Origin of the sequence: Novosphingobium mathurense, from assembly GCF_900168325.1 — a bacterium.
Lineage (GTDB): Bacteria > Pseudomonadota > Alphaproteobacteria > Sphingomonadales > Sphingomonadaceae > Novosphingobium > Novosphingobium mathurense.
Genome location: NZ_FVZE01000002.1, coordinates 286,413 through 305,622, shown reverse-complemented (window position 1 = coordinate 305,622; position 19,210 = coordinate 286,413). Strand labels below are relative to the sequence as shown.

General features: G+C 65.5%; 16 protein-coding genes. 12 read left to right on the top strand and 4 right to left on the bottom strand.

Annotated elements, in window-relative coordinates:
• Window positions 1-74 precede the first annotated feature (74 nt).
• A complete protein-coding gene (pyk, locus tag B5483_RS08320) occupies window positions 75-1,556 on the top strand; it encodes a pyruvate kinase (RefSeq protein ID WP_054946651.1) in 1,482 nt (493 codons plus the stop codon).
• Window positions 1,557-1,569: 13 nt separating this feature from the next.
• Entirely contained in the window at window positions 1,570-2,199 is a 630-nt protein-coding gene (locus B5483_RS08315; protein WP_079730050.1) for a LysE family translocator, read from the top strand.
• A gap of 38 nt (window positions 2,200-2,237) precedes the next feature.
• Here the strand turns inward: B5483_RS08315 and B5483_RS08310 are convergent, their stop codons facing one another.
• Window positions 2,238-2,903 (bottom strand): YggS family pyridoxal phosphate-dependent enzyme, encoded by a 666-nt coding sequence (locus B5483_RS08310; protein ID WP_054946649.1) that lies wholly within the window; start codon window positions 2,901-2,903, stop codon window positions 2,238-2,240.
• A gap of 49 nt (window positions 2,904-2,952) precedes the next feature.
• Here B5483_RS08310 and B5483_RS08305 point away from each other — a divergent pair, with 49 nt between their 5' ends.
• The 3 genes from B5483_RS08305 (at window position 2,953) to B5483_RS08295 (ending at window position 7,857) form a co-directional block, all read left to right on the top strand.
• Window positions 2,953-3,507, top strand: coding sequence for a thiamine phosphate synthase (locus B5483_RS08305; protein WP_079730049.1), 555 nt, complete (start codon window positions 2,953-2,955; stop codon window positions 3,505-3,507).
• A 53-nt stretch (window positions 3,508-3,560) separates the two neighbouring features.
• Window positions 3,561-5,948, top strand: a complete 2,388-nt coding sequence (locus B5483_RS08300; RefSeq protein ID WP_079730048.1) for a DNA translocase FtsK — start codon at window positions 3,561-3,563, stop codon at window positions 5,946-5,948.
• 163 nt (window positions 5,949-6,111) lie between these two features.
• Window positions 6,112-7,857, top strand: a complete 1,746-nt coding sequence (locus B5483_RS08295) for a cation:proton antiporter domain-containing protein (RefSeq protein ID WP_054946646.1) — start codon at window positions 6,112-6,114, stop codon at window positions 7,855-7,857.
• 14 nt (window positions 7,858-7,871) lie between these two features.
• On the opposite strand, the gene B5483_RS08290 is transcribed toward B5483_RS08295, so the two are convergent.
• Window positions 7,872-8,333 (bottom strand): Lrp/AsnC family transcriptional regulator, encoded by a 462-nt coding sequence (locus B5483_RS08290; RefSeq protein WP_054946645.1) that lies wholly within the window; start codon window positions 8,331-8,333, stop codon window positions 7,872-7,874.
• Between the two features lie 142 nt (window positions 8,334-8,475).
• On the opposite strand from B5483_RS08290, the gene ald reads away from it, so the two are divergent.
• Together ald and B5483_RS08280 are read left to right on the top strand one after the other, a co-directional pair.
• Entirely contained in the window at window positions 8,476-9,591 is a 1,116-nt protein-coding gene (gene ald, locus B5483_RS08285; RefSeq protein WP_054946644.1) for an alanine dehydrogenase, read from the top strand.
• A 54-nt stretch (window positions 9,592-9,645) separates the two neighbouring features.
• Window positions 9,646-11,352, top strand: a complete 1,707-nt coding sequence (locus tag B5483_RS08280; RefSeq protein ID WP_079730047.1) for a sensor domain-containing diguanylate cyclase — start codon at window positions 9,646-9,648, stop codon at window positions 11,350-11,352.
• Here B5483_RS08280 and B5483_RS08275 read toward each other — a convergent pair.
• Both B5483_RS08275 and B5483_RS08270 read right to left on the bottom strand, forming a co-directional pair.
• Window positions 11,339-11,737: an acyl-CoA thioesterase gene (locus B5483_RS08275; RefSeq protein WP_079730046.1), complete on the bottom strand. Its 399-nt coding sequence runs from the start codon at window positions 11,735-11,737 to the stop codon at window positions 11,339-11,341. The two genes, B5483_RS08280 and B5483_RS08275, sit on opposite strands and share 14 nt — an antisense overlap.
• Window positions 11,734-13,803: a S9 family peptidase gene (locus tag B5483_RS08270; protein ID WP_425435033.1), complete on the bottom strand. Its 2,070-nt coding sequence runs from the start codon at window positions 13,801-13,803 to the stop codon at window positions 11,734-11,736. The genes B5483_RS08275 and B5483_RS08270 overlap by 4 nt, the downstream gene beginning before the upstream one ends.
• Window positions 13,804-13,860: 57 nt before the next feature.
• Between B5483_RS08270 and B5483_RS08265 the strand changes: the two genes are divergently transcribed.
• The 5 genes from B5483_RS08265 (at window position 13,861) to B5483_RS08245 (ending at window position 19,186) form a co-directional block, all read left to right on the top strand.
• On the top strand, window positions 13,861-15,675 hold the full coding sequence (locus tag B5483_RS08265) for an aminopeptidase P family protein (protein ID WP_079730342.1): 1,815 nt from the start codon (window positions 13,861-13,863) through the stop codon (window positions 15,673-15,675).
• Window positions 15,676-15,767: 92 nt separating this feature from the next.
• Complete coding sequence (locus B5483_RS08260) at window positions 15,768-16,166, top strand: cupin domain-containing protein (RefSeq protein ID WP_079730044.1); 399 nt, start codon at window positions 15,768-15,770, stop codon at window positions 16,164-16,166.
• 190 nt (window positions 16,167-16,356) lie between these two features.
• Entirely contained in the window at window positions 16,357-17,004 is a 648-nt protein-coding gene (locus B5483_RS08255) for an EF-hand domain-containing protein (protein WP_079730043.1), read from the top strand.
• Window positions 17,005-17,030: 26 nt separating this feature from the next.
• A complete protein-coding gene (locus B5483_RS08250) occupies window positions 17,031-17,765 on the top strand; it encodes a response regulator (RefSeq protein ID WP_079730042.1) in 735 nt (244 codons plus the stop codon).
• Window positions 17,762-19,186, top strand: coding sequence for an ATP-binding protein (locus B5483_RS08245; protein WP_079730041.1), 1,425 nt, complete (start codon window positions 17,762-17,764; stop codon window positions 19,184-19,186). The genes B5483_RS08250 and B5483_RS08245 overlap by 4 nt, the downstream gene beginning before the upstream one ends.
• Window positions 19,187-19,210: the final 24 nt, after the last annotated feature.

The following is a 19,210-nucleotide window of genomic DNA, read 5'->3' as shown; positions in this document are numbered from 1 at the left end:
CCTGCCATTCGTCCTTGGTTTGTAACCTGCCCTTTGCCATATGACCCGGCAACTTCGAAAGAGGCAGAAACGACTTGGCCAATCTCCCCAACCGTCGATCCCCCCATCACCGTGGCATCAAGCGCGCGCGCAAGGTCAAGATCCTGGCAACGCTCGGCCCCGCCAGCCGTGACAAGGAGACCATCGCCAAGCTGCTGAGAGCCGGCGCCGACGCCTTCCGCGTCAACATGAGCCACGGCGATCACGAAACCCACCGCGAAACCATCGCCAATATCCGCGCGGTCGAAAAGGACCTGATGCGCCCGGTCGCCGTGCTGTGCGACCTGCAGGGGCCGAAACTGCGCGTCGGCCAGTTCGAAGGCGGCAAGGCGTTTATCCGCCACGGTGCGCATTTCACGCTCGATCGCAATCCCGAACCGGGCAACGACGACCGCGTCTGCCTGCCGCATCCGGAACTGTTCGGCCTGCTCCAGAAGGGCCAGCGCCTGCTGATCGATGACGGCAAACTTCGCCTCGTCGTCATTCGTGCCGAACCCGACGCGATCCTGTGCAGCGCCGAAGTCGGCGGCCCGATCTCCGACCGCAAGGGCGTGAACATTCCCGACGCGATCGTGCCGGTCCCGGCGCTGACCGAGAAGGACCGTCGCGACCTGGCCTTCGCCGTCCAGGAAGGCGCGGACTGGATCGGCCTCTCCTTCGTCCAGCGCCCCGAGGACGTTGCCGAAGCGCGGCGCCTGATGGGCGGCCACGGCGCGCTGATGGCCAAGATCGAAAAGCCCGCCGCGGTCGAGAGCCTGAACGAGATCATCGAGCTGTCGGACGGCATCATGGTCGCGCGCGGCGACCTGGGCGTCGAACTGAATCCCGAAGAAGTGCCGCCGATCCAGAAGCGCATAATCGAGATGACGCGCGGACACGGCAAGCCGGTCGTCGTCGCCACCCAGATGCTGGAATCGATGATCACCAGCCCCTCGCCGACCCGCGCGGAAGTCTCCGACGTCGCCAATGCGGTCTACGATGGCGCCGACGCGGTCATGCTCTCGGCAGAGACCGCTGCGGGCCAGTGGCCTGTAGAGGCCGTGACGATCATGGACCGCATTGCTTCGCAGGTCGAAGGAGATTCGACCTACAACGCGCGCGTCCACCTTGCGCAGACGCCGCCCGACGCGACGACGGCCGACGCGCTTTCGGCTTCGTGCGCGACCATCGCCGACACGCTGCCAATCGAGGGAATCATCGTCTTCACCGGTTCGGGCGGCTCGGCGCGCCGCGTGGCCCGCGAACGTCCGGCCGCGCCGATGCTGGTGCTCACGCCCTCGCAGAAGACGGCCCGTCGCCTTGCCCTTCTCTGGGGCGCGCATACGGTCTCGACACGGGACATCGGCAGCTTCGAGGAGATGATCGCCAAGGGCAAGCGCATGGCCCTGCGCCATGGCTTCGGTGCCGGCGGCTCGCGGCTTGTCACGCTGGCTGGCGTTCCATTCGGCGTTCCGGGCTCGACCAACCTGCTGCATGTCGTGACCCTCACCGGCAACGAACTCGACACGCCGAAGTAAGCCGGACACACCTGTGGCGCTTCATACGCTTTGGATCTTTGCGGTCGCGGTCTTCCTCCTGAGCGCGACCCCGGGACCGAACATGCTCCATGTCCTCTCGCGCAGCGTGGAGCTGGGCGTGAAGCGCACCGTGGCGACGATGGCCGGCTGCCTGCTCGGCCTCGTCACCCTGCTGGCCGCTTCGGCGGTCGGACTGGGCGCCCTGCTCCACGCTCTGCCGGGCGTCTTCACTACGCTTCGCATCGCCGGCGCGGGTTACCTCCTGTTCCTGGCGGTCAAGGCCTGGCGTGCGCCGGTTCGCGAGGACGAGGCCGAAACGCCGGACCTGCGCCCCGAAATCTCTGGGCTGGCGCTGTTCCGCGGCGGCTATGCGATCTCGATCAGCAATCCCAAGGCGATCGTCTTCGCCGCTGCCTTCCTGCCGCAGTTCATCGACCCGGCCCGCCCGCAAGTGCCGCAGTTCGCCATCCTCGTCGGCGTCTTCGCGGTGATCGAGGCGTTCTGGTATTCGGTCTATGCCGGAAGCGGGCGCGCACTCTCGCGCCACCTGAACCGCGCTGGCGTGAAACGCGCATTCCTCCGGCTGACCGGCGGACTGTTCGCCGGCTTCGGCCTCTCGCTGCTGGCCTTCCGCGCCACCTGATGCAGCCCCTCCCCCACGAGGAGGAGGGATTCACCGGTTCAACCGCGCGCGCCGAACAGAGCGCTGCCCACGCGTACATGCGTCGCGCCGAGCATCACCGCCGTCTCGAAATCGTCGCTCATGCCCATGCTGAGCCGGTCCAGCCCGTTCTCGGCGGCGATCTTGGCAAGCAGCGCGAAGAAGGGTGCCGCCTCGATGCCGAGAGGCGGCACGCACATCAGGCCGACCACCGGGATCTGCGCCTCGCGCGCCGAGGCCAGCAACGCGGGGACATCGGCAATCGCACAACCACCCTTCTGCTCTTCCTCACCGATGTTTACCTGCACGAAGCAGGGGACCTGCCGACCGAACTTGGCCATCGCCTTGCCCAGCGCCGACACCAGCGAGGGTCGATCCAGCGAATGGATGCAGTCGAACAGCTGCACGGCGTCTTCCGCCTTGTTCGACTGAAGCTGCCCGACGAGATGGAGCTGCAACCCTTCATAGCGCTCGCGCAGTGCGGGCCACTTGGCCTGCGCTTCCTGCACCTTGTTCTCGCCGAATACGCGCTGCCCCTCTTCGATCAGCGGGACGATCCGCTCGGCCGGGTGGGTCTTGGATATGGCGATGAGCTCGACGGCCTCGGGCTTGCGGTGCGCAATCTTCGCGGCTTGCGCGATCTTCGCCCGGACGGTCTGCAGGGGAGTAAGGTCTGGTTGATCCATGGGCCGCTGCTATAGCGATTGCGTGCCGATCCGCTACCCGCCTCTTGCTATGAACCTGCCCGACCTATGGCTGGTCAGCGACGAACGCATCGACGCGCAGTTGCCGCACGCGCTTGCACGACTGCCGCGCGGATCGGGCTTCATCTTCCGCCATTATCGCCTGCCCCCTGCCCGGCGCCGCGCGCGCTTCGAACAGTTGGCGCGCATCGCCAGGAAGCATGGTCATCTCGTCGTGCTGTCCGGTACGCCGCGCGAAGCCAGGCGATGGCGGGCCGCCGGGGCCTACGGAGCCCCGCAAAGGCTCGCGGGCGGCCCCACCGGATTGCGCGTCGCGACCGTTCATTCTCTGCGCGAACTGGCGCAGGCGAACCGCACGCGCGCCGATGCCGTGCTGCTTTCGCCGGTCTTCCCGACCCGCTCGCATCCCGGCGCGCCCCACCTCGGTCTGGTGCGTTTTCGCCTCATGGCGGCCCGCTCATGCATGCCGGTCATCGCCCTGGGCGGAATGAACGCCTATCGGGCACGCTCTGCCCGGATCAGGAAATGGGCGGCGATTCAGGGGCTTGCAAAATCGCCCACAAAGTCGTTCCCGATCCATTCTTGACGGCGAGTCCCGCCAAAGCGCATTATCACGACCTGTAATCAGGGGAATTCCGAATGGCCACACGGCCCATGGCGCCCGGGCGGCGCATCGCCAAGCCGGACTGGCGCGCAGTCCTGAAGCGCAGCCTGCGCCGCGCAACCGAACTGAGCGGTGCCGTGGTCCTGTTCGCGGCCATGACGTTCCTCGCGCTCGCCCTGCTGAGCTATCACCAGACCGACCCTTCCGCCTCGACTGCCGCAGGCGGCGACGTGCAGAACTGGATGGGGGCTGCCGGCGCCTGGGTGGCCGAGCGCGCGCTGTTCTTCTTCGGCCCGGTTGCGGCGCTGTTCGTGCCCCTGCTCTATGTCTTCGCCCGCAAGCTGTGGCTGCTGGTCGAGGAAGACGACAACGAGATCGAGCATTCCAACCAGCGCTGGTGGCGTCCCGTGGGGATGCTGGCCTTCGCGATGGTCCTGGTGGCGACGGTCCTGTCGCTGTGGATCGACGAACCGGGCGGTACCCTGCCCGCGTCCTGGGGCGGAATCACCGGCCTGCTCGGCGCCAAGGCGATCAGCGCCATCGCCGGGTTCACCCCCGAAGCCGTGGGCGGATGGATCAAGCTTGCCCTTGCGCTAGTCTTCCTCGCCGGGGGTATCGCGCTGATCGGCAAGGTCTTCGCCATCGACTGGGGGCGCCTGCTGACCCTGCCCGGCCGTATCGGCCAGGTTCGCGACGCCCTGCCCAAGCCTGCGAAACGCACCGCCGCGCGCGAAACGTCGGACGAGGGCGAAGTGGAGACCGCGAAGCCGGAAGCCCCGGCCCCGCGTGTCGCCGCCCCGGCCCCGCTCAACGAACCGGCCCGCAAGGCCCCGCAGATCGTCGACCCGACAACACCTGCGCGCCCGGCGCAGCTGGGCACCGGCAGCCAGCAGAAGGACCTGTTCGACCAGTACCAGCTGCCGCCGCTCGACATCCTCGCCGATCCGCCCGCCAATTCCGGCCAGAAGATCGACAAGCTCAGCCTCGAGCGCAACGCGCGCCTGCTGGAAACCGTGCTCGACGACTTCAACGTCAAGGGCGAGATCACCGCCGTGCGCACCGGCCCGGTCGTCACCATGTACGAACTGGAACCGGCCCCGGGCATCAAGGCCAGCCGCGTGATCGGCCTGGCTGACGACATCGCCCGCAACATGTCGGCGATCTCGGCGCGCGTCTCCTCGATCCCGGGCCGCACGGTCATGGGCATCGAACTTCCCAACGCCGACCGCCAGATGGTGTCCTTCAAGGAAATGGTCGGCTCGGAAAACTTCGCCCACCACAAGGGCATGCTGCCGATCATCCTGGGCAAGGACATCGCCGGCGAACCCGTCGTCGCCGATCTTGCCACGATGCCTCACCTGCTCGTCGCCGGTACCACCGGCTCGGGCAAGTCGGTCGGCCTCAACTGCATCCTGCTCTCGCTGCTCTACCGGATGACCCCGGCGCAGTGCCGCCTGATCCTCGTCGACCCCAAGGTCCTCGAACTCAAGAGCTACGACGACATTCCGCACCTGCTCTCGCCGGTGGTCACAGAACCGCCCAAGGCCGTGCGCGCGCTCAAGTGGGCGGTCGAGGAAATGGAGCGCCGCTATCGCCAGATGAGCGAGATTTCGGTGCGCAACCTCGCCAGCTTCAACGAGAAGGTCCGCGCCGCCGCGGCCAAGGGCAAGCCGCTGGGCCGCCGCGTCCAGATCGGCTTCGATCCCGAAACCGGCGAGGAACTCTACGAGGAAAACCAGCTCGATTATGAAGTGCTGCCGCAGATCGTCCTGATCGTCGACGAGCTGGCCGACCTCATGGTCACCGTCGGCAAGGAAATCGAAGTGCTCATCCAGCGCCTCTCGCAAAAGAGCCGCGCGGCGGGCATCCACCTGATCATGGCCACGCAGCGCCCCTCGGTCGACGTCATCACCGGGGTCATCAAGGCCAACCTGCCGACGCGTATCTCGTTTGCCGTGACCAGTCGCATCGACAGCCGCACGATCCTTGGCGAACAGGGCGCCGAACAGCTGCTGGGCAAGGGCGACATGCTCTACAAGCCCAACACCGACCCGATCAAACGCGTCCACGGCCCCTTCGTATCGGACGAGGAAGTCGAACACGTCGCCAACTTCTGGCGCACGCAGGGCAAGCCGGAGTACATCGACGCTGTCACCGAAGAGCCCGAGGAAGGCAGCTTCGGCTTCGACGATCTCAACGCCACCGCCTCGGACAATCCCGAGGAGCGCAAGTACCTGCAGGTCTGCCAGCTGGTGTTCGAGAACCAGAAGGTCTCGGTCTCGTGGCTGCAGCGCCAGATGGGCGTGGGGTACAACACCGCGGCCAAGTGGGTGGAGCGCATGGAAAATGACGGCTATGTCGGCCCGGCCAACCACGTCGGCCGCCGCGACATCTATCGCGACGAAAACGGCAACCCGCTGTAAGTTTGCGCTTCTCCTGCAACCCGAAGCAGGACCGCGCAATGTCGTAGCTTCGGCCTGAACCGGGAAATGGGCTCTGAAGACGGTTCAGGGTGATGTAATGACAGGCGCGCCATTTGCGCTAAACCCGACTTCCACACGCAAGCTACCCACCGGAAAGGCCCAGATGGAACAACACGCGCAGGACTTCCTGCTGAGGGACGGCTTCCTGCTGCTCGGCACCGCGCTGATCTTTGTTCTGCTGTTTCGGCGGCTGGGCCTCGGCGCGACCTTGGGTTACCTGCTCGCCGGTGCGATCCTCGGTCCCTACGCGCTCGACCTGATCGGCGACCCGAAGGGCAAGATCGGCATTGCCGAACTGGGCATTACCCTGCTGCTCTTCGTGGTCGGACTCGAACTGGCGCCTCGGCGGCTATGGCGCATGCGGCACGAGATCTTCGGACTGGGCCTGCTGCAGGTCGCGCTTTGCGGCTTGGCCGTATCGGCGGTGATCCATTTCTTCGCCGGCTTTTCCATCGAGGCGTCTCTGGCGCTGGGCCTGCCGCTGGGCCTGTCCTCGACTGCACAGGTCCTGCCGATGCTGCAAAGCGCGGGACGCCTGCATACGCCATTCGGCGAGCGCGCCTTTGCGGTGCTGCTGTTCCAGGATCTCTCGATCATCCCGCTGATCACCATCATCGCGGCGATGAACCGCAATCCCAACCTGCCCGAAGGTCCTCCAGGCTGGCAGCTCGCGCTGCTCACGGTCGCCGCCATCGTCGGCCTGATCGCGGCGGGGCGTTTCGTCATCCGCCCGCTGTTCCGCCTCATCGGCAACCTCGGCGAGCGCGAGATGTTCGTATTCGCCGCGCTGTTCACGGTGATCGCCTCGGCGGCGCTGATGCAGTGGCTCGGCCTGTCGACCGCACTTGGCGCCTTCATCGCCGGCGTCATGCTGGCCGACTCGCCCTATCGCCATGAGCTGGAAGCGGACGTCGAACCGTTCCGCTCGATCCTGCTCGGCCTTTTCTTCATGTCGGTGGGCATGATGCTCGACCTGTCCGCCATCGCCGAGCGTCCACTGTTCGTGGCCGCCATGGCCACAGCGCTGATCGCGGTGAAGGCGACCATCATCTTCGCCCTGGCCCTGGCCTTCCGGATGAATTGGCGCAGTGCGCTGGCCTTGGGCCTGCTCCTCAGCCAGGGCGGCGAATTCGGCTTCGTCCTTTTCGCGCAGGCGCAGAACGCCTGGCTCATCGAGCCGCAGGCCGCCAGCCTGTTCAGCGCCATCGTCACCCTGTCGATGGTCACCACCCCGTTCCTGATGATGGCAACCCGGCGCATTCGCGAAACCCCGGCGAGCCGGCAGGAGCGCGAGGCCCCGCGCGAGGACGGCGCGAGCGCGCTCGTCGTCGGCTACGGGCGCTTCGGCCAAACCGTGGCCCAGATCCTGATTACCGCCGACATCCAGGTCACGCTGATCGACAACGACATCGAGATGATCGACCGCGCCGGCGCGTTCGGCGCCAAGGTCTATTTCGGCGACGGCACGCGCCTCGACCTGCTGCGACAGGCCGGGGCCGGCAATGCGCAGATGATCGTGTTCTGCATCGACGGCGACCAGCTGACCGAAACATTCCTGCACGCGGTTCACGACGCCTTCCCCGAGGCGCAGATCCATGCCCGCGTCTACGACCGCCGCTCGCTGCTGCGGCTGAAAGACACGCCGGTCAAGTTCATGGCCCGCGAAGTGATCGAATCCGCGGTCGTCCTCGCCCGCTCGGCGCTCGATGGTCTCGGCCTCTCGATCGAGGATATCGACAAGGCCGAGAGCCACTATCGCAAGAACGACAAGGAACGGCTCTCGCTACAGCACGAAGCCGGAGACCTGCGCGTCGCGCGCGATCGCATCATCACCCAGCCAACCCGCTAAGCGCCCCGCGGCGGTCAGGCGCCAGGCACCGCGTATCCTTCGAAGCGCTTGATTCGCCGCAACGAGAAGCTTGTGCGCATCGACGAGACGCCGGGCAGGCGCGCCAGGCAGTCGCGATGGATCCGGTCGTAATGGTCGAGGTCGACCGCAGCGACGCGCAGCTGATAGTCGGCCGCGCCCGACATCAGGTGACACTCGAGGATCTCGTCAAAGTCGCACACGGCCCGCTCGAACCGGTCCATGGCCTCCCGGCTTTGGCTGTTGAGCGTGATTTCGACGAAGACTTCCACCGTCAGGCCCAGCCGCCGGGCATCGACCCGCGCGGCATAGCCGAGGATCATCCCCTGCTCCTCCAACGACCGGATACGGCGGTGGCAGGCGGAGGAAGACAGGTTCACGCGTTCGGCCAGATCGGCGATCGAACGCGATGAATCTGCCTGTAGCGCCGAAAGCAAGGCGCGATCCGCTCTATCCATGGGAAAATTTCCCTACAATTACCTTTGTTTGGGCTATTATCCCATAAATCCCGCCGTGCAAGGGCAAATTTGGTGAAACATTGCTCGGGAATGGGTGTATTTTCCATCGCACCAAGTTTACCGTATTTTTTGGAGTTGGATCATGCGCGTCGGTACCGTCCGGGAAATCAAGAACCACGAATATCGTGTCGGCCTCACCCCTGAGAGCGCCCGCGAGCTTGTCGCTAACGGCCACGAAGTGTGGGTGGAAAAGTCGGCCGGTCTCGGCATTGGCGCCGCTGACAGCGCCTACGCCGCTGCCGGTGCCAAGATCATCGACACCGCCGCCGAAATCTTCGCCGGTTGCGAGATGGTCGTAAAGGTGAAGGAACCGCAGGCCGTCGAGCGCGCGATGCTGCGCGAAGGCCAGATCCTCTACACCTACCTGCACCTCGCGCCCGATCCGGAGCAGACCGCCGACCTCGTGAAGTCGGGCGTCACCGCGATTGCCTATGAAACCGTCACCGGACCGGGCAATTCGCTGCCCCTGCTCAAGCCGATGAGCCAGGTCGCGGGCCGCATGTCGGTCCAGGCCGGCGCCACCGCGCTGGAGAAGGCCCACGGCGGTCGCGGCGTTCTGCTCGGCGGCGTTCCGGGCGTGATGCCGGGCAAGGTTGCAGTCATCGGCGGCGGCGTCGTCGGCTTCAACGCCGCGCAGATGGCCGTTGGCCTCGGTGCCGACGTCACCATCCTCGACCGTAGCCCCGACGTTCTCGAACGCCTCGGCATCTACTTCGAAGCCCGCGCCAAGACCCGCATCGCGAGCACAGCCAACCTCGCCGAGAGCGTTGCCGACGCCGACCTCGTCATCGGCGCGGTGCTGATCCCCGGCGCCGCCGCTCCCAAGCTCGTCACCCGCGAGATGCTCGGCACGATGAAGCCGGGCGCGGTGCTCGTAGACGTCGCCATCGATCAGGGCGGCTGCTTCGAAACGAGCCGTGCGACCACGCATGCCGAGCCGACCTTCATGGTTGACGGCATCGTTCACTACTGCGTCGCCAACATGCCGGGCGCCGTCGCGCGCACCAGCACTTATGCACTCAACAACGTGACCCTGCCCCACGCGCTGGCGATCGCCAACCTGGGCTGGAAGCAGGCGTTGGCCAACGATCCGCACCTGGCCAACGGTCTCAACGTGCACGCCGGCCAGATCACCTACGAAGCCGTCGCCACCGAACTGGGCTACGACTACACGTCGCTGAAGACCGTCCTCGGCTAAGAAGAATTATGAGAAATTAACCGTATTTTCAGCGGACTCCGGCATTCCTTGCGAATGATCCGGAGCCGCTGGAAATTGCTGGTAAGTCTGCTCCTGCTCTTATGGGCAGGACAGGCCCCAGCTGCGCCGGTCGCCGACGAATTCCCCATCGGCTCGACCTGCTTCGCATCCGGCACGCTGGAAACGAACTACCGCGACATCGCGCAGGATCGCTCTCGCTGGCACTGCCAGCCCGGCGATGCCTCCATCGTCGACCAGCGATCTTTCATCCGCTTCGACATGAACGGGCGCAAGGCAATCGAAAGCCCCGTCCTGACCACCCGCCTGACGCTGTTCTCGGCGATGCGCATTACCGCCATCGGCACCCTCGGCGAAAACCGCAGCCTCGCCTACAGTCGTGACGAGGTCTCCTTCGCGACCAATGACTGGCTCATGCGCGCGCGCTTGCCCCGCCTGTCGCAGCCGGTCGCGGCCTATGTCGTCGAATTCGACTTGCCCCGCCATGTCGGCGTGCTGACCGGCGCAACCATCGCCCCTGCCCCAAAGGCCCTGGATGTCGGACGCTCCGAGCTGATCATCGCCTGGCTTTGCGGCCTGCTGTGCGTTCCGCTCGTCCTCAACTTCGCGTTCTTCCGGGTGCTGCGCCAGCGCTTCGTGCTCTGGCACGCGGCAGCAGTGCTGTTCATGCTGATCCAGACCCTCGTGAGCAGCGGCCTGATCAATCGCTTCTTCTCGCTGTCGATGATGGAATTGTGCGTGCTGTCCGCCGGGAGCTGGGGACTGGCGATCGCCACTGCATCGCTGTTCATCAGCGACCTGATCGAACCGGGCAAGCTGGACCGCATCCAGGTCCAGTCGCTGCGCTGGCTGGGACCCTGGGTCCTTGCCTGGAGCTACGTATATCTCTTTGCCAGCGACCCGATCCGCCCGCTCTCCGCACAGGCCTATCTCGCCAGCTACGTGCCCGCGATCCTCGTCTTCGCCTGGGTCTTCACGACCGCAGCCAGCCGCGGCAGCCGGGCGATACTGTTCCAGATCGTCGCCTGGGCGCCGATGATGCTGACCGGCGCCCTGCGCATCGTTTCCGCGCTTGGCCTGTTCGAAGTGCCGATCGAACTGATGCTCGAGCAGCACATCTCGATCGGCTTCGAAGTCGTGGTCACCTCGATCGGCGTGGCCGACCGCTTCATGGCGATCAAGCGCCAGCGCGACCATGCTCTCGCCCATACCAAGATCTTGGAAGGCCTGGCGGCGCGCGATCCGCTGACCGGCCTGTTCAACCGGCGCGGGATCGAGGAACGCTTCGACGAGCTGACCGAAGAAGGCTTCGCAACGATGGCCCTGCTCGACCTCGACCACTTCAAGGTGATTAACGACACCATGGGCCATGCCACCGGCGATGCCGTGCTGCAGGCGGTCGCCGTCGCGCTCGGGGCGGACGAGGATACCCTGGCGGTGCGCATCGGCGGCGAGGAGTTCCTGCTGCTCCTGCGCGGCAAGGACGGTCCTGAGCGCGCGGAGCGCCGCCGCAAGTCGATTCCCGCGCGCATTGCCGCGGAAATTCCCGGCCTCGACCGCCTGGTCACAGCCAGCATGGGCATGGTCACCTGCACGTCGCCCGTGCGCTTCTCGGAACTCTACAGCCGCTGCGACCATCTGCTCTACGAGGCCAAGGCCGCGGGCCGGAACCGGACCGAACGCGTGACCATGACCCCGAAACCGGCACGCGAGTCCGGCGCAACCGTCGTCAGTCTGCGCTGAAGCAGTCGACCACTTCGGCCGGAACCCGCATGATCCGGCCACTGGCAATGTCGATCATCGCCCATGTCGTGCGCGCCGATACGATCACCTTGCCCTTCGCATTGCGAAAGTCGACGCAGCGGTCGAAACGCGCCCCGCTCGGCCCATCGGGAATGAAGGTCTCGGCAGTCACGCTCTCGCCTTCGCGGATGTTGCCACGATAGTCGATCTCGTGGCGGGTCACGACCCAGGCGTAACGTTCCTGGTGCTCGGGACGCGCATCGGCTTCCCAATGCGCGGTCGCAATCGCTTCCATCCATTGCACCCAGACCGCATTGTTGACGTGGCCCATCACGTCGATGTGCCCCGCCTCGGCGGTAAAGGTGCAGGTGAACCGGTCGCTCAAACCTCCACTCCGAGCTGCCACAGGATAAAGGCGAATTCTTCAGCGGTTTCCTTCAGGCTTTCGAACCGGCCCGACTTGCCGCCGTGCCCGGCGCCCATGTTGGTCTTGAGAATCAGCTCGTTGCCGTCGGTCTTGAACTCGCGCAGCCGTGCAACCCACTTCGCCGGCTCCCAGTACGTCACGCGCGGGTCATTGAGGCCGGCAGTGACCATGATCGGCGGATAAGCTTGCCGCTTGACCTGGTCGTAAGGGGAATAGCTCAGGATCAGTTCGAAGGCGGCCCTGTCTTCGATCGGATTGCCCCACTCCGGCCATTCGCCCGGCGTGAGCGGCAGGCTTTCGTCGAGCATCGTGTTGAGAACGTCGACGAAAGGCACGTGGGCGACGACTGCCCCGAACAGTTCGGGATCGGAATTGACCACCGCGCCCATCAGCTCGCCCCCGGCCGAACCGCCCGAGATCGAGATCTTGCCCGGCGCCGTGTAACCGCGCTCGACGAGGCCCCTGGCAACGTCGACGAAGTCGTTGAAGGTGTTGGTCCGCTGCTCCAGCTTGCCTGCCTTGTACCAGGCGCGGCCAAGATCGTCGCCGCCGCGGATATGGGCGATGGCGAAGGCAAAACCGCGATCGACCAGGCTGAGGCGTGAGATCGAGAACCCCGGCTCGATGGCGAGGCCGTACGCGCCGTATCCGTAAAGGTGCAAAGGCCCCGCCCCGGTCCGGTCACGGCGATAGACCACGCTCACGGGAACCGCGGTGCCGTCGCGCGCGGTGATTTCCAGTCGCTCGGTCGTATAGAGCGATGCATCGTAGCCCGAAGGGATTTCCTGCACCTTGAGCGTCTCGAGCGTACGCGCTGCCACGTCGTAGTCGTAGACCGTCGCCGGGCTGACCATCGATTCGTAGCTCAGCCGCAAGGTATCCATGTGCCATTCGGGATTGTTCGAAAGGCCCGCCGAATAGCTCGCTTCGGGAAAATGGATCGGCTCGACGCGTGCCGGATCGTCGTAATGGCGCACCTCGATCTGGTCGAGACCGGCGCGGCGCCCCTCGATCACGTAGAAGTCGCGGAACAGGTCGACGCCGGTCAGGTAGAAGTCGTCCGATCCCTCGATCAGCGTCGTCCATTCGCCCGGATTGTCCAGCGGCGCGGTGGCGAGGCGGAAGTTCTCGTGCGTGTCGTTGGCATGGATGTAGAGCACGCCCTCGCGCTCATCGACATCGTACTCCACGCCCTTGCTGCGCGCCTTCACCAGGATCTGCTCGCCGAGCGGATCGTCGGCCCGCACCAGTCGCGCCTCGCTCGTCTCGTGGTCGCTGGTGCCGATGATCAGCCAGCTTTCGTTCGACGAGAGCGAGGAGCCGACGCGGAAACCGTCGTCGCTCTCGTGATAGAGTTCCACGTCCTTGTCGAGCGGATCGCCCAACCAGTGCAGGCGGGCATTGTCGGTGCGCCACTGTTCGTTGGCCAGCGAATAGACGAGGCCCCTGTCATCGCCGACCCAGACCAGCGAGGACAAGGTGCCGGGGATCTCGTCAGGCAGCAATTCCCCGGTTTCGAGGTTCTTGATCCGCGCGGTGAAGCGCTCCGATCCGTTGTCGTCGAAGGAATAGGCCAGCAGCGTCCCGCCCTTGCTGACCGAGATCGCGCCGAGGCTGAAATACTCCTTGCCCTCGGCCAGCGCGACTTCGTCGAGGATCAGTTGGTCCTCGCCGCCGGCCACGGGCCTGCGCCACCACTTTTTGTACTCGGCGCCTTCCTCGAACTCGATCCAGTAGAGCCAGTCACCGTCCTTCTGCGGCACCGATTTGTCGGCTTCCTTGATCCGCGCGCGCATTTCCTTGAACAGCGTGTCGATCGCGTCCTTGCGGTCGGCCATCCGCGCCTCGAACCAGCGGTTCTCCGCCTCCAGGTGCGCCAGCACCTCCTTGTCTGTGACCTGCGGATATCCGGGGTCGCGCAGCCAGGCGTAATCGTCGGAGACGCTCAGCCCGTGGTGCGTGACGGAATGCGGCTTCTTCGCCGCCTGTGGAGGACCTGCAACGGTCTGGGTGGAATCTGCCATGTCTCGCATCTATGTTGGCGCAATGCCCCCCGCAAGTCGGATACCGAAACCATGTTGATGAATACCCATGAAGCGCGCCTCGATGCGCTGCGCAAGGAACTCAAGTCGCGCGGCCTCGATGGCTTCGTCATCCCGATCTCCGACGAACACATGAGCGAGTACGTGGGCGGCTATGCCCAGCGCCTTGCGTGGCTGACCGGCTTCGGCGGCTCGGCCGGAACCGCCGTCGTGCTGACCGATCCCTCGCTGCAACCGGCAGCGGCGATGTTCGTCGACGGCCGCTATACCCTGCAAGTGCGCGACCAGGTCGACGGGCGCCTCTACGCCTATGAAAGCGTGCCGCAGACCAGCATCGCCAAGTGGCTGGAAACCCACGCCCCGCAAGGCGCGAACATCGGCTACGATGCCTGGTTGCATGGCAAGCGCTGGGTGGAAGCCGTCGACAAGGCACTTGCCGCCAAGGGCGGCAAGGTCACGCCGGTCGAAACCAATCCCATCGATTCGATCTGGGAAGACCAGCCCGCGCCATCCCCGGCCCCGGCGCTCGTCCATCCCGAGGCGTTCACCGGCCAGGCAAGCGAGGCCAAGCGCGGCGCGGTTTCCGAATGGCTCGGCGAACGCCGTCTCGATGCGACGGTGATCACCGCTCTCGATTCAATCGCCTGGCTGCTCAACATTCGCGGTACCGACGTCGAGCGCACGCCGGTGGCGCTGTCCTACGTGATCGCCCATGCCGACGGCACCGCAGACCTGTTCATCGCCGAAGAGAAGGTTACGCCCGAACTGCGCCAGCACCTTGGCAATGCCGTACGCATCCAGCCGCGCGACCGGTTCGTCGCCGGACTGGAAGGCCTTTCCGGCAAGCGCGTCGCCGTCGACCCCGAGCGCGCCGTCAGCGCTATCTTCGAGAGGTTGCGTATCGGTGGCGCGGAAGTGGTCGAAGAACGCGACCCCACCGTACTGCCCAAGGCGATCAAGAACCCGGTCGAACAGCAAGGCCACCGCGACGCACAGACCCGCGACGGAGCTGCCGTGTCGCAGTTCCTGCACTGGCTCTCGGTCGAGGCGCCCAAGGGCGCGGTGAGCGAAATGGCTGCGGCCGACCGGTTGCAGGCCTTCCGCCAATCCTGCGGCGACTTGCGCGACCTTTCGTTCGACACGATTTCCGGCGCCGGTCCGAACGGCGCAGTGGTACACTACCGCGTCTCGGAAGAAACCAACCGCACGCTCGAGCCGAACAGCGTCTATCTCGTCGATTCCGGCGGCCAGTATCCGGATGGCACGACCGACATCACCCGCACGGTCTGGGTCGGCCCCGGCGAGCCACCGGTAGAAGTGAAAGACCGCTTCACCCGGGTCCTGAAGGGCCATATCGCGCTGGCCCGCGCGGTCTTCCCGCAAGGTACCGCCGGCAGCCAGCTGGACGTGCTGGCACGCCAGTTCCTCTGGGCGGCCGGGCTCGACTATGCCCATGGCACCGGTCATGGCGTCGGCTCGTTCCTCTCGGTCCACGAAGGGCCGCAGCGCATCGCCAAGTCGGCGGGTGGCCAGGCCGGAACCGACCAGTCGCTGATGCCCGGCATGATCATCTCGAACGAGCCGGGTTACTACAAGACCGGAGAATACGGCATCCGCATCGAGAACCTCGTGCTGGTGGAACCGCGCGAGATCGATGGCGCGGAAGGCGAATTCTACGGCTTCGAGACGCTCACCCTGGCCCCGATCGAGCGCCGCCTGGTCGATACCGCCCTGTTCACCCGTGACGACCTGGCATGGTGGAACGCCTACCATGCCCGCGTTCTCGACGTGGTCGGCCCGCAGCTCGAAGGCAGCGCCAAGACCTGGCTCGAAGAACAGTGCGCACCGCTTTGAGCATTTGACGGCTTGCCGTGACGGCGCCCGCTTGCTTCACTCCCCCGGTCCTGCCGATCGCCCGATCGAAGGCAGGGCCGGGAGAATGACCGATGTCGCAAGCCCATAACCTGCACGCCAACCCGATCCATCTCGGGCTCGGGGCCCGGGCCGAGGCCCAACCCGCCTTTACCGGCCTCGAATGGTACGAGGCCTATGCCGCGCGCACCCTTGCCGATGGCGCAGAAGGCCGGCTTGTCGCCCTCCACGATTTCTCCGGCGACTGGACTTCGTGGGAAGTCCATCCCGAGGGCGACGAAGTCGTCGTATGCACGGCCGGTGAAATGACGCTGATCCAGGAGCGCGAGGATGGCTCTACCACTTCGCAGGTTCTTGCCGCGGGCGAATATGCGATCAATCCCGCCGGGACCTGGCACACCGCCGACATTGCCAGGACCGCCACGGCACTGTTCATCACCTGCGGCTTCGGCACTCTCCACCGACCCCGCTGAATCCTTGCAAGCTCATGAATGGACCCGGCCAACTGAGACAATTCGCGACAATAATCGCCCATCCCGGCATAACTGCGCGACAAGCGCTATCTAGAAGGGGCACAAGAAAGTCGCGGGGTACGATCTTCCCCCTCCCTTCCCCCGCCCCGCGACTTTCGCCCCATTTTCGGGAGCAGCGAGGAGAGAATACATGACCAGGTTCGCAAAGGTGTCGCTTGCGATATCCGCCGCCACACTTGCCATCGGCGGCGTTGCCTATGCGCAGATGCCCCATGGCAATTCGATGATGGACACAGACGGCGACGGCGTCGTGACCCGCGCCGAGGCGCAGGCCTCGGCGGCCGCGATGTTCGCCCGCATGGACGCCAACAAGGACGGCAAGCTCGACGAGGCGGATCGTGAGCTGCGCCACACCGAAATGAAGACCCGCATGTTCGAAATGATGGATGCCAACAAGGATGGCAGCATCTCGAAGCAGGAATTCATGGACGCCAGGCACCCCGGCCCCGACGGCATGGGCGGTCCCGGTGGCCCCGGAATGAATGGCCCCGGAATGGACGGCCCCGGAATGGATGGCCCCGGCGGTCCCGGAATGAAGGGCCATCACGGCAAGCATGACTGGCATCGCGGCGGCATGGCGATGATGAAGATGGCCGACACCAACAACGACGGCGCGATCTCGCAGGCCGAGTTCGAGGCCGCCTCCGCCAAGCACTTCGACATGATGGACGCCAACAAGGACGGCAAGGTCACCAGGGAAGAACGCAAGGCCGCGCGTGACAAGATGAAGGCGCAATGGCAGTCGAAGAAGGCGCAGAAGACGAGCGCCGACAACTGAATGGCCGGCGCGGAAGAAGGATTGCAATGAACGATACCGCGCCACCCAAGCTGCTCCTCGTCGACGACGAGGCAGCCCTGCGCGAGCCCCTGGCCGAGTACCTCTCGCGCCAGGGGTTTGCCGTGGACCAGGCGGTCAGCGCCGCCGAGGCCCGCAGCCGCCTGCGCGAAGAAAAGCCCGATCTGGTCCTGCTGGATATCATGATGCCGGGCGAAGATGGCCTGTCGCTGTGCCGCCACCTCGTCGAAGCGCAGGACCTGCCGGTCATCTTCTTGACCGCGCGCGGCGAAGCTACCGACCGCATCGTCGGGCTGGAAATCGGCGCAGACGATTACGTCGTGAAACCATTCGAGCCGCGCGAACTGGTTGCACGCATTCGTAGCGTACTGCGCCGCTCCTCGCGCGCACCGACCGCCCCGGTCGAGAACGAAGCACTCATGTTCGAGGGCTGGCATCTCGATCCGCTCAAGCGGCGCCTGACCGATGCCGAAGGCGCTGTCGTTGCCATTTCCTCGGTCGAATTCCGCCTCCTGATGGCGTTCCTCGAACATCCGCGTCAGGTCCTCAACCGCGACCGCCTGCTCGACATGGTGCAGGGCCGCGAAGCGCACCTGTTCGACCGTGCGGTGGACAACCAGGTCAGCCGCCTGCGCCGCAAGATCGAGGTGGACAGCCGCAATCCGCAGTTGATCCAGACGGTCTGGGGTGGCGGCTACATGCTGGCCACGGACGTGAAACGCGTACCGCTCGACGCCGAATGAAGTTCCTCCAGCCCCGCAGCCTGATGGGCCAGATGCTCATGGCCGTGGCCGTGGCCCTGCTGCTCGTTCAGGGGCTTGGCGCCGTGCTCGTCTATCGCGCCCAGCGCGAAGGCTACGAAACCGGCATGCTCAATGCCGCCGCCTTCCGCCTCATCGCCGAAACGCGGGGGCCGCAATGGGTCGCACGCAAGTTGCGCAAACAGGAGGACGCGCCATTCGGCGGTCCTCCTCCGCGTGGCTTTCCCCTCGAGTTCTCGACGCAGCTTCCCATCGATGCACGCGAAATCCGTGACGAACGCGCACAGGAGCGACTGCACGAAATCCTGCATGATCAGGACTTTCCCGAATCGGACATCATCGTCGTTCATCGCGCGGTCGGCCAGGACCCGATCGCGCGCCTGGGCATGGTCATGCGCGGCCGCGCCCATCATCTGGAACCGGAGGAAATCGCCAAGTCGATGGACGACCACCTGCTGGTCGTCGCAGTCAGGCCCAAGCAGCGCGACAACTGGATGATCGTAAGGGTGCGCACGCCTCGCGCCATGAACATCCTGCTCATACCGATCGTTCTGCAGACCCTGTTCATCTACGTGGTGCTGGTCGGCGCGGTGGCCCTGATCCTGCGCCGGATCACGCGCCCGCTTGCCGCCCTGACCAACCGCGTCGAGCGCTTTTCCATGACGCAGGACGCCGACGGACAGCTCCAGCCATCGGGCCCTGAGGACATGCGCCGCCTGATCGTCGCCCACAATGCCATGGAGGCGCGCATTGCCGCCATGCTCGATGAAAAGGACGTCATGCTCGGCGCCATCGGCCACGATCTCAAGACTCCGCTTGCCGCCCTGCGCGTTCGCATCGAATCGGTACAGGACGAAGGCGAACGCTCCCGTATGGCCATGACCATCGAGGACATCGTGCGCACGCTGGACGACATCCTCTCGCTCGCCCGCGTCGGCAGGCCCAGCGACCCGCGCGAACGCACCGAGCTTTCCGCCCTGGTCGCCTCGGTGGTCGAGGAATACGAGGATCTTGGCGATCCGGTCGAGCTGGCCGACAGTGAGCGCATCGTCCTCGAACTGCGATCGACCTGGCTGCGTCGCGCCATGCGCAACCTGATCGACAATGCCCTGCGCTACGGAGAAAGGGCGAGCGTCTCGCTCAAGCGCGAGGGCAACCTCGCCGTCATCCGGATCGAGGACGAAGGCCCGGGCATTCCGGAAGACACCATCGACGCGATGATGGACCCCTTCACGCGCGGCGATCCTTCCCGCAATTCGCTGACCGGCGGCGCCGGCCTCGGCCTGGCGCTGGCCCGCGCCATTGCCGAACAGCACGGTGGCGCCCTCAGCCTGTCCAACCGCCGCTCTGCCAACGACACTGTCGAAGGTCTCAGCGCGCGGATCGCCATTCCGGTGAGCTGAGCGCGGCACCGATCGGACCTAACG

Excerpts from the sequence above, each read along its gene's own strand:
- B5483_RS08310 (WP_054946649.1), bottom strand. The coding sequence starts at position 2,903 with ATGGATCAACCAGACCTTACTCCCCTGCAGACCGTCCGGGCGAAGATC.
- B5483_RS08305 (WP_079730049.1), top strand. The coding sequence starts at position 2,953 with ATGAACCTGCCCGACCTATGGCTGGTCAGCGACGAACGCATCGACGCG.
- B5483_RS08300 (WP_079730048.1), top strand. The coding sequence starts at position 3,561 with ATGGCCACACGGCCCATGGCGCCCGGGCGGCGCATCGCCAAGCCGGAC.
- B5483_RS08295 (WP_054946646.1), top strand. The coding sequence starts at position 6,112 with ATGGAACAACACGCGCAGGACTTCCTGCTGAGGGACGGCTTCCTGCTG.
- B5483_RS08290 (WP_054946645.1), bottom strand. The coding sequence starts at position 8,333 with ATGGATAGAGCGGATCGCGCCTTGCTTTCGGCGCTACAGGCAGATTCA.
- ald (WP_054946644.1), top strand. The coding sequence starts at position 8,476 with ATGCGCGTCGGTACCGTCCGGGAAATCAAGAACCACGAATATCGTGTC.
- B5483_RS08280 (WP_079730047.1), top strand. The coding sequence starts at position 9,646 with ATGATCCGGAGCCGCTGGAAATTGCTGGTAAGTCTGCTCCTGCTCTTA.
- B5483_RS08270 (WP_425435033.1), bottom strand. The coding sequence starts at position 13,803 with ATGGCAGATTCCACCCAGACCGTTGCAGGTCCTCCACAGGCGGCGAAG.
- B5483_RS08265 (WP_079730342.1), top strand. The coding sequence starts at position 13,861 with ATGAATACCCATGAAGCGCGCCTCGATGCGCTGCGCAAGGAACTCAAG.
- B5483_RS08260 (WP_079730044.1), top strand. The coding sequence starts at position 15,768 with ATGTCGCAAGCCCATAACCTGCACGCCAACCCGATCCATCTCGGGCTC.
- B5483_RS08255 (WP_079730043.1), top strand. The coding sequence starts at position 16,357 with ATGACCAGGTTCGCAAAGGTGTCGCTTGCGATATCCGCCGCCACACTT.
- B5483_RS08250 (WP_079730042.1), top strand. The coding sequence starts at position 17,031 with ATGAACGATACCGCGCCACCCAAGCTGCTCCTCGTCGACGACGAGGCA.
- B5483_RS08245 (WP_079730041.1), top strand. The coding sequence starts at position 17,762 with ATGAAGTTCCTCCAGCCCCGCAGCCTGATGGGCCAGATGCTCATGGCC.